Source organism: Myroides sp. N17-2 (assembly GCF_002286775.1).
Lineage (GTDB): Bacteria > Bacteroidota > Bacteroidia > Flavobacteriales > Flavobacteriaceae > Flavobacterium.
The window spans coordinates 40,367-54,987 of record NZ_NSGJ01000007.1 but is presented as its reverse complement, the minus strand read 5'-3'; the positions used below and the strand labels follow the sequence as shown (position 1 = coordinate 54,987).

Here is a 14,621-nt window from a genome sequence, read left to right as displayed (position 1 = left end):
AAAAAATAAACTAAATTTGAAAACTTTATAACTAACAACATTTTATGGGAGCGACAGTTACTACAGCAGCTACTAAAGAAACTACTTGGGGTGGAGGAAATGAGCCTCTAAAAGTAAGCTATGGTAAAATGATGATGTGGTATTTCATATTATCAGATTCATTAACTTTTTGTGGATTCCTTGTAGGGTACGGGTTTACTCGTTACAAATTCATGGATACTTGGCCGATTGCAGACGAAGTATTTAATCACTTTCCATTTTTACATGGTGTAGAAGCACCTATGTTCTATGTGGCATTGATGACTTTTATTTTGATTTTCTCTTCAGTTACTATGGTATTAGCTGTAGATGCTGGACATCAAATGAAAAAGAATAAAGTGGCTATTTACATGTTTATGACTATTATCGGAGGATTAGTCTTCTTGGGATCACAAGCATGGGAGTGGAAAAACTTTATTAAAGGAACTTACGGAGCAGTAGAGACTCGTGGAGGGTCTATCTTACAGTTCGTAGGGGAAGATGGAAAGCAAATTGCATTAGCTGATTTTGCTAAAGTTGATCCGAATAGAGATGAGGCTACTTTAACAAGAGCAAAAGGGACTTGGTTTGTTAAAGGACCAGAGACTACTACTTATTCTATTGCAGAAGTAAAAGCAGGTTTTGAGGCTAATCCAAATGTGAGAATTAGAACTCAATTAACTACAGATGCTAAGCACAAAGAGATCTTAACAAGAGAAGAATCTGTTAAGCGTATCGGAGATGCAGTATTAGTAGTTGAAGGAGCTAATCTAATCCGCAATGAGTATGGACACAAAACTTTTGGTGATTTCTTCTTCTTTATTACTGGATTCCACGGATTCCACGTATTTACTGGAGTATTAATTAACATCGTTATATTCTTCAACGTATTGATTGGAACTTACCAAAAAAGAGGTTCTTACGAGATGGTTGAAAAAGGAGGATTATACTGGCACTTTGTCGATTTAGTTTGGGTGTTTGTATTTACATTCTTCTATTTAGTTTAATTTTTAAAATAAGGAAAAATGGCAGCAGAAGGAGCATATCATTCAAATAAAAAGAGAATATGGACAGTATTCGTTATCATGTCTCTTATTACTATAGTAGAGGTTATTTTAGGTATTATTAAACCAGACTCTTTACATCATGCTCATATCTTCGGATTGAGTATATTAAACTATATTTTCATTATTTTGACTATAGTTAAGGCATATTATATTATGTGGGCATTCATGCACTTAGAGCACGAAACAGCATCATTAAGATGGTCTGTAGCTGGTGTTCTTACTTTCTTATGTGTTTATTTAATTGCACTGGTATTAACAGAAGGTAATTACATCTATGAAGTGTTCCATAACTCACAGTATAAGTGGATATTTTAATAAGATATTATATATTTTAAAGGCGGTTTATTGACCGCCTTTTTTTATTTTTGTTAGTTAGTCAACATAATGTCAAAATGAAGAAATATTTAATTCTAACGTTGCTATTTGTTATGCCTATTTGTGCATATTTATTCTTTGCAACAGGTGTTAATCAGTTTAAACGTTTGCCTATCATTACTGAGGGGGTAAATGATTTACCTAAAGGGAAAGACCTTTTAAATAAGAATCCTACTTTAAATGGAAAGATAACTGTACTTGGATTTCCAGGAGCGCATTTATATAGAGATAGAGGGGATGCTTTTAACTTAAATCAAAAGATTTATAAACGCTACCTTGACTTTGAAGATTTTCAGTTAGTGATGGTGTTACCTTATGGTAGTGAAGAGGCAGCTCAGAAAGTAGTGGATGATCTTAGCCCTATCTCTGATATGTCTAATTGGAACTATGTGTTTTTAAAACCAGAGGAAATACAGGAGTTTTATAATTCACTAGGTTTAGTAGGAAAGTTAGATGCTGATTTAGCAAGTGCAAATGTGTATATCATTGATAAAGATCGTAACCTACGTGGACGTAAGGGAAACAATAAAGTAGGTGCTTACGAATATAAAGAGGGATACTCTACTATATCTGCCGCGGAGTTAAACAACGATATGATGGATGATGTCAAAGTAGTACTAGCTGAGTATAGATTGGCACTAAAAAAATATAAAAAACTAAACTCTAAAGAACAATAATATGAAAGACAAATCATATATCTGGATCTCGCTTATTATTTTAATATTTGGTATCTGGGCAGTGCCTAAGATTCTTAAAAAGTTTGAGAAAGCTGACTTGATTCTTGTAGGTACAGCACCTAAGTTTGAATTAGTAGACCAAAATAATAAAACAATAAATAATGATAGTTATAAAGATAAAGTCTATGTAGTAGAGTTTTTCTTTGCTAATTGTCCTACTATTTGCCCAATTATGAATGCTAATATGATGAAACTTCAAGAAGCATTCTACGGTAAGATGGACTTTGGTATTGCATCTATAACGATAGATCCTACACGTGATACTGTGGAGGCTCTTAAGTCACATGCTGATGGATTAGGTGTTAAGAATCCATATTGGCATATGATGACTGGTGATGCTACTTATATTTATGACTTAGCGAAGAAGTTTAATTTGTATACAGGTGTCAATCCAGAATCACCAGGAGGTTTTGAACACTCAGGATTATTTGCTCTTATAGATAAAGAAGGAAATATCCGCAGTCGTAAAGATGAGCATGGTAATCCTATTATTTATTATGATGGTACTTCTGATGAGGGAGTAGCTTGGTTAAAAGAGGATATTAAGGCATTATTAGACGAATAAACATCAACAAGATAAAATGGAATCAAATACAGAACAGAAGTATAATAAGTGGATATGGGTATTATCAGTTGCAATACCTGTAGTAGTAGCTATTTTGTTTACAGTTAATTTGCAAAAGTTAGGATATGACGTTAAGCCTTTATCGTTTTTGCCTCCTATCTATGCAACGATTAACGGGATTACTGCAGTATTGTTATTTTTAGCAGTTGCAGCTATTAAGAAAGGGAATAAGCAGCTGCATGAAAAGTTGATTAAATGGTGTATTGCTTGTTCGGTTGCTTTCTTAGCGATGTATGTAGCGTACCATATGACTTCTATAGAGACGAAGTTTGGAGGTGAGGGAATGATTAGATATGTTTATTTCTTTATTCTTATCACTCATATTCTTTTGTCTATTATCATTATTCCTTTTGTATTGTTCACTTTTGTGCGCGGTATTTCAGGATCTTATGCTAGACATAAGAAACTAGCTCGTATTACTTATCCTATGTGGATGTATGTAGCTGTAACAGGGGTTATCGTTTATTGGATGATTTCTCCATATTATATTAATTAATACTATTCGTACGATATGAAAAAGTTAGGTTGGGGAGTTCTACTGTCTATCTTCTTTTTGTCTCAAGAAGTTTCTGCTCAATGCGCTATGTGTAGAGCAACATTAGAAACCGAAGATGGAGGCGTGAAAGCTGAAGCTGTAAATGACGGAATCGTTTATCTGATGATATTTCCATATTTACTAGTCGGACTAGCAATGTATTTTAGCTATAAAGTCTACAAAAACAAAAGAAATACAAAATCATAACAAAAAACCGCTAATATTAGCGGTTTTTTTTATTACTTTATAGTTGATACTAACGTTGTTGGCTTTATGCCAACGTAAAACCAATTATAGAGTATGAAGCATTACTTCTTACTTAGTGCACTATGTATACTTATATCTAGTTCTGGCTATAAAAGCTATGGACAGGAGAATGCATTATGGTCTTTAGAGAAATGTATTGATTATGCTATACAGAATAATATCCGTATTAAGCAATATGAACTAGATGAACAGAGTGCTGCGATTAATAAAGATATGGCTATAGGAAACTTTATGCCTAATGTTGATTTAAGTGGTAATCACTCTTGGACTATATCTGATCAACCTAATCGTACCACTAGCGCCATAGAAAGTCAAACTATACAAACAACTACTTTTGGCCTTGGTGTAAATGTAGATGTGTATAGTGGTCTTCGCAAGCAGAATACTTTGGTTATGGCTAGACTATCTCATTTGGCTTCTCAGTATAAATTGCAGAAGATGAAAGAAGATATCGCCTTAAATGTGATCAATTCTTATCTACAAATTCTCTTTAATAAGGAGCTTGTCAAAACTAATAAGACACAATTAGAGTATGATCAAAGCCAAGAAGTGCGTACGCAAGAACTTGTGAATGCAGGTGTAGTACCTCGAGGCGACTTATTAGAATCTCAAGCTACAGTAGCTGTCGATACTCAACGCCTAATTATCTCGCAGAATGAGTTAGTTATGGCTAGATTAAACTTAGCACAATTATTACAGATTACTTCATATGAATCTTTCGATATCGTCGATAAAGATTATGAAGTAGGTGAATCTAATATGTTAGCGCATACTCCTTCAGATATAACCGATAGGGCAATAGAAGCACTTACTGATCTTAAAACTGCTGATGCTAATGTACATATAGCAGAACAAGAGGTTAAAATAGCAAAAGCAGCGTATAATCCAACTCTACAAGCATTTTATAATTTAGGGACAAATATCAATTATACTGATAGATTAGTGGGAATGCAACCGTTATCTACTACTAGTGAAGTAGGATATGTAGAAGGAACTAACCAACGTGTGGTACGTACTAATAGTATGGGCGTTTACGGAGGACCTAATTCTTTCTTTAATCAGTTTAGTGATAATTTTAATTCTAATTTTGGATTAAGTTTAAGGGTGCCAATTTTTAATGGATTCGCTACTAGAAATAATGTCAAGTTAAAAAAATTAGTATTGAAGCAGGTAGAGAATGAACGTGAAGTAAAGACGTTGAATTTAGAGCAATTAGTATTTAAGGCTTATACAGATACAGAAAGTGCACTTAAGAAATATGAAGCAAGTAATGTGAGTTTAGAAGCTAGAAAACTCTCTTTAGAGTATGCTAAGGAACGTTATTCAGTAGGTTTGATTAATATCTTTGAGTTAAATCAAAATCAGACACTTTTTGTTACTGCACAGTCAGATTTATTAAAGTCTAAGTATGAATACATTTTTAAGACGAAGATTCTAGAGTATTATTTTGGTATTCCATTATTTAAAAACTAACAAGGTATGAAGAAGAAATACATAATAATAGCCAGTATTGTTATTATCACGGGCTTAGTCTTAGCTAAATTTGTATTTGGTAAGGAAGAGGAAGTGACACTAGTAGAGACAGTAAAGTTAGATAAATCTAATATTGTAGAAACTGTGTCAGGTACAGGAAAAATACAGCCTGAAATAGAGATTAAAATATCTCCAGAAGTCTCTGGAGAAATCATAACTTTGCCAGTTAAAGAAGGACAGGTAGTAAGAAAGGGTGATCTCCTAGTTGTAATTAATCCTGCGTTATATACTTCTGCGATGGAGCGAGTAGAGGCAATGCTAGCTACTAGTAAGGCAGGTCTTTCTCAAGCTGAAGCGCAGCTGAAAGAAGCGAAGTCTAACTATGATCGAAATAGTAAACTGTATGATAAGGGGGTGATCTCTCGCTCAGAGTGGGATCTGATAGTGCGTACTTATGAAGTAGCTAAAGCAGCCCAATCATCTGCATTCTATAGTGTAGAGAGTTCTAGGGCTTCATTAGAGGAGTCAAAAGTAAACTTATTGCGTACTACTATTTATGCTCCGGCTTATGGTACTATCTCTAGGATTAATGTAGAACTTGGAGAACGTGTATTAGGAACACAGCAGATGGCAGGAACAGAGATATTACGTGTGGCCAACCTTAATAGTATGGAGGTCGAAGTAGATATTAATGAGAATGATATCGTAAAGGTAAAGTTAGGTGATGAGACGCGTATTAATGTGGATGCCTATCTTAAGAAAGAGTTCAGAGGAGTGGTAACTAGTATTTCCAATTCAGCATCTAATGCTACTTTATCAGCGGATCAAGTGACTACTTTTAAAGTGAAAATAAAAATATTACGCGAGTCTTATGAAGATTTGCTTAATAATAATATAGAGAATTATTCGCCATTTAGACCTGGTATGACAGCAGCGGTGGATATTATCACTAATGTTAAGAATGATATCTTAGCTGTTCCTATAAGTGCTGTAGTGATGAAGACACCTACAGATACTATTATGAATAAAATAGAAAACAAGATTTTTGATAAAGAATTAATGAGAGAAGCAGTCTTTGTGAATGACAAGGGTGTAGCAAAGATTAAGTTTGTCAAAACAGGTATACAAGACGATAGTAATATCCAAATATTAGAGGGCCTAAATAAAGAGGATGTCATAATAACTGGTCCATATTCGACAGTTAGTAGAACACTTCAACATGGGGCTAAGGTAGAAGTAGAAAGTAAAAAAGAAAAATGATAACGATTTTATCTATTGAGACGGCAACTAAGAATTGTTCAGTCTCTTTATCAGTAACAGGAAAAGTAGTAGCATGTAAAGAAATAGCTGAGGAGAACTTCTCTCACGCTGAGAAACTACATGTATATATAGAAGACATACTAAAAGAAAATAACAAGACATTAAAAGATTTGTCTGCAATAGCTATTAGTCAGGGGCCAGGCTCATATACAGGTTTACGCATAGGAGTATCTTCTGTAAAGGGGCTTTGTTATGGACTATCTATTCCATTAATAGCATTAGATACTTTAGAGATTTTAGCAAGACAAATCGAGATAACTGAAGGGTTGATTATTCCGATGTTAGATGCTCGTAGAATGGAAGTGTTTGCAGTTCCTTTCGATAAAAATTATGTGAAGCAAGGAGTTATTGAGGCTATTGTAGTTGATGAGCACACATTTTCAACATATACAAATGTGAAATTGCACTTAATAGGAGATGGAGCGATGAAGTGTAAAGAAGTGTTGTCAGGAGAACAGTTTATCTATTATCTGGATGTGACTTATCCTTCAGCATGGCAAATGGGGGCAATGGCGTACGAGAAGTATATGAAGGACGAATTCGTAGATGTAGCTTACTTTGAGCCATTCTACTTAAAAGATTTCGTGTTGATTCAAAAAAAGAAGTAATCAGTAGTTGATAATTATAGTGCGTTTAAGGACATAGGATTGTTATCTCTTAAAATACAAAAAAGGTCTAATATGGAATTTCATATTAGACCTTTTTTAGCGTTATAACATAGTGAAAGTTACATCGTATCACTTATTTCTCTTGCTTTTAATAATACATAAGAACAAGCTGTGTTGTAATTGTCATTTTCTACCCATACCTGTACATTATACGTTATCTTAGTGTCTAGGAGTTCTTTTATCAGTATCCTTGGTTTTGGTTGTGATAAAACTTTGTCATAATTATCTAGTTCTTGTTGAAGGCGATCGATAAAATCATTGGTGTTCTTTAACAGAGTAGTTTGTACAGCTACTTCTGCTCTTCTAAGGTTATTTTGCGTTATATTCTTGATTTTGCCATTAGATAGAATTCCATTAGGAATGTAGATAACCGTATTTTGGTAAGTTAGTATTTGAGTAGAGAAGATATGTATAGCTACTACTTTTCCACTTTCAGCCTGAGCCTCTATTACATCACCTATTTTAAATGGTTTGAACAAAATAATCAATACTCCACCAGCAAAGTTACTCAGTGAGCCCTGTAAAGATAGACCTATCGCTAAACTCATCGCCCCAATTATGGCAACAAATGAGCTAGTCTGTATTCCTAACTTAGAAGCAATGATGACAAATAACAAAACTCTCAATCCCCAGATAAGCACATCAAGAATAAAGCTAGCAAATGTAGGGTCTATTTCGCGCTTTAGAAATATCTTATTTGTTAACTTCTGTAAGAAACGAATTAGGTACATACCTATTCCTAAGATAATCAACGAGGTAACTATCTCTGGTACATACGCCATAAACTTCTCAATATATCGAGTTAATAGTGCATCTAATTTTTCCATTTGTTATAAGGTGTGTTTTGCTATTTCTAGGGGATTGGTACTGGGAGCTTGACAAGCTTTATCCATACAAATATAGTGTAAAGTATTCTCAGTACTTTCATATTTAGCTAGATAAGGTATAGTCGAGAGATTATCTGTACTAAAAACTAATGTTCTAGTCAAGACTTGACTTCGGGTATCTAGATTGTGTTGTAAAGCATCTTTACCTACCCAAGTTAATTCTATTGGCTGTTGAAAATATAGATCCACTAATAACCAATGAGAGTATGCGGAAGGATAGTCTACTATAGAAAGAACAGTCTCTGTCATCGAAGTCGCTAATGTAGTATAATAGGTATTTTCATATAACACACCTAGTTTAACTAAATTCATAGCTATAATAGCATTAGACGAAGGGATGACGTTATCTTCCACTTCTATGGCTGGAGTTATCACATCTTCCTTAGTGTGTTTACTATAAAAGAAGAATTTACTGTTGCTATCTAAGAAATGATCTAAAGTATAGTCTAAGATATTCTTCGCTTCAATGGCATAATGTTGTTCGCCAGTGTGTTCGAATAGGTTTAGTAGTGCCTGTATATAATAGGCATAATCATCTAAGAAAGCCTCTATCTTCGCTTCTCCATTTTTATAAGTACGCAGTAGTCCATCCTCTTCACTCCACAGTTTAGTGTGAATGAAAGTGTATAAACGGATTGTTTGATCTAAGTACGATTTATTCTTAGTAGCTGTATAAGAATCTAATAGACTTGTGATATACATCGCGTTCCAAGAAGTTAAGGACTTGTCATCTAGACGTGGCTTAGGTCTCTGATCACGGTATTCTTTTAAAGTATGTTCCCAAGTTATTTTCTTTTGAACTAGCTCCTCTAAAGATATATTTTGTTCATTGGCGATTTGCTCTAAAGGGATAGATTGAATTAAGACGTAATTACTTTCTTCCCAATGACCAAAAGCATTGATGTTAAAGACAATGCTAAATAAAGCGTAGTCATCTTTTACTAATTCTTTTAGTTCATCTATCGTCCATACATAATAAGCTCCTTCTTCTAAGTGATTTTCAGTATTAAGACTGTCTGCGTCTAAGGCAGAGTAGTATCCACCTTCTCCATTTGCCCAGTTCTTCTCAATGAAAGTGATTGTCTTTTCAATAACTTCTTTATACAGATTATTGTTCGTTCTCTTATAGCCATCAGCATAGACAGATAAGAGTTGAGCATTGTCATAAAGCATTTTTTCGAAGTGAGGCACATGCCATTTATGATCAACTGAATATCTTGAAAACCCACCTTCTACTGTGTCAAATAAGCCACCCCACGCCATTTTAGTCAACGTAAGATCTATATAGTCTTCTAGCAAAGAATCTTTATGTAAAACAGCTTTTTTCTGTAGATAAAGTAAATTTGTAGGCATCATAAACTTAGGAGCTCTGTTATATCCTCCATATTCCCAATCAAAACTCTTCTTCCAATTATCTAGTAGAATATCGATATTAAATCTGTTCTCTTGTTGTGCTATCGGAGCTTGACTAAGAATAGTAATTCCTTCATTTAATTGATTTGCAAAGTCTAATACCGTCTCTTTTTTGTTTTGATATAAGCTATGTAGTTGTGATAGTGAATCTATCCAAGCATCTTTTCTAAAATATGTTCCACCCCAGACAGGTCGTCCATCAGGTAGACAGACTACATTAAGAGGCCATCCCCCTTGCTTAGTCATAATTTGCACAGCCTTCATACAGAAGTTATCTAAATGAGGAAGCTCTTCTCTATCCACTTTAATAGAGATAAAATGGTCATTCATAATAGAAGCAACTTCTTCGTTTTCGAAAGACTCTTTCTCCATAACGTGGCACCAGTGACATGTAGAGTATCCTATACTTACTATGAGAAGTTTATCTTGTCGTTTTGCTAATGCTAAGGTATCTTGATTCCACGCTTTCCAGTGAATAGGATTATGTGCATGCTGAAGCAAATAAGGGCTTGTCTCTAAGTGAAGTGTGTTCATATTGTTGTGTTGAATGTTCATATTATCAGAACCTTAAATGAAGTAACAAGTGTGTGTTGTGAATAAAATGGACAAAATAGAGTGACATTCTTATGGTATCTATTGTTATCTAAACACTTTCTACTGATTTAGGGTAGAACAAAAGTAGTCAAATGTGAGCTATCAATAAAATGATAAATGACCATTGATAACGTTAGCTTAACATCAGTCTAGTTTTTTATAATCAATTTTGCCCTACACTTAATTTAAATATAATAATAATGGAACAGATTTTTATTGTAATGCTAATAGCTTTAGGGGTATTAGCCATTATCGATTTAACTGTTGGGGTAAGTAATGATGCTGTTAACTTTCTGAATTCTGCCCTAGGATCTAAGGCAGTTACATTTAGAACGATAATGATAGTCGCTTCACTAGGTATTTTAGTTGGAGCACTTTTTTCTGGAGGAATGATGGAAATAGCCAGAAGTGGTATTTTCGTCCCTAGTATGTTCTCCTTTAATGACGTTATGGTCATCTTCCTCGCGGTTATGATCACCGATGTATTGCTACTAGATGTGTTTAACTCTTTAGGATTGCCGACATCAACTACGGTATCTATCGTATTTGAGTTATTAGGAGCAGCAGTATGTTTAGGAATAGTAAAACTAATGGCTAATAATGACAGCCTTGCCTTATTGCCTAATTATATTAATACAGAGAAGGCCACCGAAATAGTCGTCAGTATACTACTCTCGGTTATTCTCTCATTCACACTTGGTACCTTAGTACAGTATATCTCTAGGTTAATCTTTACGTTCCAAGTAGAACAAAAATTAAAGTACTTTGGAGCTGTCTTTGGTGGAGTAGCTATTACTGCTATTACATTCTTTATTCTTGTTAAAGGGTTAAAAGGAGCGAGCTTTATTACTAAAGAAACAAGTACTTGGATAGGTGGTAACCAGTTAACGATTATTGGAATAAGTTTAGTATTCTGGACGCTTTTCTCACAGTTCTTAATGAGTATCTTTAAGTTAAACATACTTAGAGTGATTATTGTTATCGGGACATTTGCATTAGCATTAGCTTTTGCAGGTAATGACTTGGTTAACTTTATAGGGGTTCCTATTGCTGCTTATCAATCATTTGGTTTCTTTATGGAATCAGGACAGTCACCAGATACTTATATGATGGGTAAACTGGCTGAGGAGAATGTTGTTGCGCCTTTCTATTTTCTATTAATAGCAGGTGTGGTTATGGTGTACACACTATGGACATCTAAGAAGGCAAAGAACGTTATCGAGACAGAGATGAGCTTAGCTAGACAAGATACAGGAACAACAGAAGAGAAATTCTCACCTAATATTCTCTCTAAAGTGATAGTAAGAGGGATGGTGTTAATCGGAATGGGAGTGAATTATTTCTTACCGAAGTCTTTACAGCTTAAGATGGACAAGCGTTTTGAACTTCCTAAGAAACCTAAAAATACTGTTAGAAAAGATGAACCAGCATTCGATATGGTACGTGCATCAGTTAACCTGATCGTGGCGAGTATCTTGATTTCTATTGGTACATCTATGAAACTACCATTATCAACGACTTATGTTACGTTTATGGTAGCGATGGGTACTTCATTTGCAGATAGAGCTTGGGATAGAGATTCGGCTGTGTATAGAGTAGCAGGAGTATTTAATGTTATAGGAGGATGGTTTATAACTGCTATAGTGGCGTTTATTGCGTCATTCGTTATCGCTTATATATTAAAGATAGGAGAGATATATGCTTTAGTAAGTATGTTAATCTTAGTAGGGATATTACTTTATAGAAGTAATAAGTCTTATGTGAAAAAATCAAAAGAGAAGGAAGATAAAGAGGCTAAGCTTGATAAAGTCGATATTATGACTATTCAAGGGGTAGCATCAGAGAGCTCGGCTCAAGTAGCATCAGTGATTACTAAAGCAAATGAATTATTTACTGTAGTAGTAGACGGTGTAGCTCTTCAAGATATTAATGAGCTTAAGAAAAGTAAGAAGCAACTTAAGAAGCTTGAGAAAGAAGTAGATGATTTAAGAGGAAATGTATATTTCTTTATTAAAAATTTAGATGAGACATCTGTAGAAGCAAGTAAGTTCTATATATTGACATTAGGATATCTTCAAGATATGATTAAAGCAATTAACTTCATCGCACAGAATAGTTATGCTCACGTAGATAACAACCATAAAAAACTTAAGTTTAATCAGATTAGAGATCTTAAACTAATTGATAAAAAACTACAAGTTTTATTTGATAAAATAGTAGTTCTATTCACAGAAGAGAAATTCTCTCAGATAGATGAGATACTTAGTGAAAAAGAAGATTTAATCTTGACAGTAGATAAGTTAATCCAAAAGCAGATTATACGTATTCGTACTACTGAAACAAGCCCGAAGAATAGTAAGTTATACTTCTCTATTCTTTTTGAAACCGATGATTTAATCAAATCTACAATTGGATTGTTAGAGTTGTTTAAAGATTTCGAGACAGATGTTAAGAGGAAGTCATTCATTCGAATGAACTAATCTATATTTAATTTAAGTGAGAGAAGGGGCTACGAGAGTAGTCCCTTTTCGTGTTTATAAGTGATATAATTTTTTAAACACCCCTTATTCATTTCTTTTTTGAGAGATGGACAAGGTGTGTTCTTCGTTAATATACTTACTAATTAGAAGATGAGTAGAATTTTTTTTAAAACTTTCTTCTTTTAGATGGCTTGAAGATTACGTGAAGAATGCTTCAACAAAAGGCTCCGTCTAGGTAGCAATCTTCAGGGAATGTTGAGGAAGTGTTGAAAGAATGCCATTATCAATTACAATCTTTTTTGAATTATACCATTAGCTCCTAATACTGTTGGTGTTTGTTTGAATTATTAAACTAATATGTGTTTGTTTTGCGGGTATAATTTGTTAAATTTGTATAATAAATATTTAAAATGTAATTAATTGTGTTTTTAATAGTGATAATTATCTTTATTTTGAGGTAGTTTGAATTAATAATTAAAATTGGTTAAAGTTTTTGTTAACTATTATTCAAAATTAATGATAGTTATACTAATAAATAGCAAAGGTAATTTTAGCGAGATATGTTGTTTTTTAAAAGGTAAGTGAAATGAGAACAAAGAGTTTTTTATCAGTCTTATGTAGTTTGTTTTTTTTACTAATCCTAGGCGGTAAGGTGGCAGCACAAGTGGCAATAGGAATAGGGGAACCACCTGTGGGAGGAACACTATTACAGATTAGGAATGTAGGAGGTGTCAGTGGAGCTAACACTAATGCTAATAAAGGAATGTTACTACCTAGAGTAAACCTAACAGATATTAATATGTTATATCCTATGTTTCCTGTAGGATATAATAAACAATCTCAAGATGCTGTACATGCTGGATTAGTTGTGTATAATACAAATGTTGATTTATTAAAGAGTAATGGGGTTGGAATTTATTTGTGGGATGGGAAAATATGGAAAGCTCTATCGGGAGAAGATGGAGGTAATATGATTGATATAAATCCCACGAGGCTTTTTTTGTCAGAGATAAAAATTACTGATATAGCAACAGTTCTAGTTGGTAAAAGTGGACAAAATTGGAATGTTACATCTTCAGGAGTGAATGGTAGTTCCTCTACTAGTGATATTCAAAAGGGAAAAAGTACACCATTGACCTTTTTGAGGTCTAATACGGAGTTTGGAGATAAGATATATACATTCACTTTGAGAGATCAACCTAATATAATAGGACAACTAGAAGTATGTAATTTAGAATTAAAGATCAATAGGCAAGTTATAAGGGTGGGAGAAGGAAGCGGAAATGGAGTTGTGAATTCAAGTACTGCTATAGAGCCTATCGGGGGAGATGCAAAATGGGAAATAGTTGATTATTCTAGAGATGCATTTAATTGGACAGTACATCCAAAGAATGAAGGAGGTAGATTGGTTTTTGAGTTGGGAGCAGTAAAAGGAAATGGGGGAGTTAGTGTTTTTGGCGAAATAAAAGTCCGTCATATAAACGATTCAGGATTGGTTAAAATAATCAAAGTAGAACAGAATAAGGAATATAGAGTATTACCACCCTTTGATTATATGGTTATAAGGTATGAACCTGGTCGTCCCCTTAATGGAGTTACAGTTGATATAGATTCTGCTACTGAGATTTTGAAATCAAATGTCAGAGATGTCGATGGAAAGCCTGTAGGTTATGTTGGGGCAACTATAAGCTCTGCTTCTGCAAATGGTATTAGCTATATGTATTATGCTGGAGATGAAAAGACTACAGGGTCAGAAACATCTTATGTAAATATACCTAGGTTAAATGAAATATTAGGGAAGTATCCTGCAAGCTCTAATCAAATAGAAGTAGGAATGTCAGCATGGTGGTTTGCCATTAATGCTTCTACTGCTAAGGAAGCCATGGTTACTATTAGTTTATATAAAGGTGGTACTATGGTTCAGAATGGTACTACTTTCGAGAATAAAATTGACAATGTAATACAGATGCCATTATTGCAGTTTTCGTCTGCACCCAAGAGGATAGCTGTAAAGGGAAGAGATTCGGCAAGTCAAGCAACATATAAGACATATTATACTCCAATGTATAAGTTAGAATATGACAGAGTTGATAATACTGGAGTGCTGATACAATGGAATGCTTGGGAATAAATTATGACTTTATCAAAAGAGACTTTTAAAA

General features: G+C 34.0%; 13 protein-coding genes. 11 read left to right on the top strand and 2 right to left on the bottom strand.

Going from position 1 to position 14,621, the window contains the following annotated elements:
- Positions 1–44: 44 nt before the first annotated feature.
- The 9 genes from CF599_RS04865 (at position 45) to tsaB (ending at position 7,025) form a co-directional block, all read left to right on the top strand.
- Positions 45–1,025, top strand: a complete 981-nt coding sequence (locus CF599_RS04865; protein WP_121964919.1) for a cytochrome c oxidase subunit 3 — start codon at positions 45–47, stop codon at positions 1,023–1,025.
- 18 nt (positions 1,026–1,043) lie between these two features.
- Entirely contained in the window at positions 1,044–1,400 is a 357-nt protein-coding gene (locus CF599_RS04860; RefSeq protein WP_121964918.1) for a cytochrome C oxidase subunit IV family protein, read from the top strand.
- Between the two features lie 77 nt (positions 1,401–1,477).
- Positions 1,478–2,137, top strand: coding sequence for a hypothetical protein (locus CF599_RS04855; protein ID WP_254050240.1), 660 nt, complete (start codon positions 1,478–1,480; stop codon positions 2,135–2,137).
- 1 nt (position 2,138) lies between these two features.
- Positions 2,139–2,762: an SCO family protein gene (locus tag CF599_RS04850; protein ID WP_121964917.1), complete on the top strand. Its 624-nt coding sequence runs from the start codon at positions 2,139–2,141 to the stop codon at positions 2,760–2,762.
- Between the two features lie 16 nt (positions 2,763–2,778).
- Positions 2,779–3,318 (top strand): DUF420 domain-containing protein, encoded by a 540-nt coding sequence (locus tag CF599_RS04845; protein WP_121964916.1) that lies wholly within the window; start codon positions 2,779–2,781, stop codon positions 3,316–3,318.
- A 15-nt stretch (positions 3,319–3,333) separates the two neighbouring features.
- Positions 3,334–3,564 carry a hypothetical protein gene (locus CF599_RS04840; protein WP_121964915.1) on the top strand — a complete coding sequence of 77 codons (231 nt, stop codon included), beginning with the start codon at positions 3,334–3,336 and terminating at the stop codon, positions 3,562–3,564.
- Between the two features lie 93 nt (positions 3,565–3,657).
- Entirely contained in the window at positions 3,658–5,097 is a 1,440-nt protein-coding gene (locus CF599_RS04835; RefSeq protein ID WP_121964914.1) for a TolC family protein, read from the top strand.
- A 6-nt stretch (positions 5,098–5,103) separates the two neighbouring features.
- Complete coding sequence (locus CF599_RS04830; RefSeq protein ID WP_121964913.1) at positions 5,104–6,357, top strand: efflux RND transporter periplasmic adaptor subunit; 1,254 nt, start codon at positions 5,104–5,106, stop codon at positions 6,355–6,357.
- On the top strand, positions 6,354–7,025 hold the full coding sequence (gene tsaB / locus CF599_RS04825) for a tRNA (adenosine(37)-N6)-threonylcarbamoyltransferase complex dimerization subunit type 1 TsaB (RefSeq protein WP_121964912.1): 672 nt from the start codon (positions 6,354–6,356) through the stop codon (positions 7,023–7,025). Before CF599_RS04830 ends, tsaB begins: the two co-directional genes overlap by 4 nt.
- 119 nt (positions 7,026–7,144) lie before the next feature.
- Here tsaB and CF599_RS04820 read toward each other — a convergent pair whose 3' ends face one another.
- On the bottom strand, positions 7,145–7,912 hold the full coding sequence (locus CF599_RS04820; protein ID WP_121964911.1) for a mechanosensitive ion channel family protein: 768 nt from the start codon (positions 7,910–7,912) through the stop codon (positions 7,145–7,147).
- 3 nt (positions 7,913–7,915) lie between these two features.
- Positions 7,916–9,919: a thioredoxin domain-containing protein gene (locus tag CF599_RS04815; protein ID WP_121964988.1), complete on the bottom strand. Its 2,004-nt coding sequence runs from the start codon at positions 9,917–9,919 to the stop codon at positions 7,916–7,918.
- Between the two features lie 260 nt (positions 9,920–10,179).
- Here CF599_RS04815 and CF599_RS04810 point away from each other — a divergent pair, with 260 nt between their 5' ends.
- Entirely contained in the window at positions 10,180–12,459 is a 2,280-nt protein-coding gene (locus CF599_RS04810; RefSeq protein WP_121964910.1) for an inorganic phosphate transporter, read from the top strand.
- 586 nt (positions 12,460–13,045) lie between these two features.
- Positions 13,046–14,590: a hypothetical protein gene (locus CF599_RS04805; RefSeq protein WP_143824791.1), complete on the top strand. Its 1,545-nt coding sequence runs from the start codon at positions 13,046–13,048 to the stop codon at positions 14,588–14,590.
- The last annotated feature ends 31 nt before the right edge of the window (positions 14,591–14,621 follow it).

Bases quoted from the DNA above. Each gene is read 5' to 3' on its own strand.
- CF599_RS04865 (WP_121964919.1), top strand. From the start codon at position 45: ATGGGAGCGACAGTTACTACAGCAGCTACTAAAGAAACTACTTGGGGT.
- CF599_RS04860 (WP_121964918.1), top strand. From the start codon at position 1,044: ATGGCAGCAGAAGGAGCATATCATTCAAATAAAAAGAGAATATGGACA.
- CF599_RS04855 (WP_254050240.1), top strand. From the start codon at position 1,478: ATGAAGAAATATTTAATTCTAACGTTGCTATTTGTTATGCCTATTTGT.
- CF599_RS04850 (WP_121964917.1), top strand. From the start codon at position 2,139: ATGAAAGACAAATCATATATCTGGATCTCGCTTATTATTTTAATATTT.
- CF599_RS04845 (WP_121964916.1), top strand. From the start codon at position 2,779: ATGGAATCAAATACAGAACAGAAGTATAATAAGTGGATATGGGTATTA.
- CF599_RS04840 (WP_121964915.1), top strand. From the start codon at position 3,334: ATGAAAAAGTTAGGTTGGGGAGTTCTACTGTCTATCTTCTTTTTGTCT.
- CF599_RS04835 (WP_121964914.1), top strand. From the start codon at position 3,658: ATGAAGCATTACTTCTTACTTAGTGCACTATGTATACTTATATCTAGT.
- CF599_RS04830 (WP_121964913.1), top strand. From the start codon at position 5,104: ATGAAGAAGAAATACATAATAATAGCCAGTATTGTTATTATCACGGGC.
- tsaB (WP_121964912.1), top strand. From the start codon at position 6,354: ATGATAACGATTTTATCTATTGAGACGGCAACTAAGAATTGTTCAGTC.
- CF599_RS04820 (WP_121964911.1), bottom strand. From the start codon at position 7,912: ATGGAAAAATTAGATGCACTATTAACTCGATATATTGAGAAGTTTATG.
- CF599_RS04815 (WP_121964988.1), bottom strand. From the start codon at position 9,919: ATGAACACACTTCACTTAGAGACAAGCCCTTATTTGCTTCAGCATGCA.
- CF599_RS04810 (WP_121964910.1), top strand. From the start codon at position 10,180: ATGGAACAGATTTTTATTGTAATGCTAATAGCTTTAGGGGTATTAGCC.
- CF599_RS04805 (WP_143824791.1), top strand. From the start codon at position 13,046: ATGAGAACAAAGAGTTTTTTATCAGTCTTATGTAGTTTGTTTTTTTTA.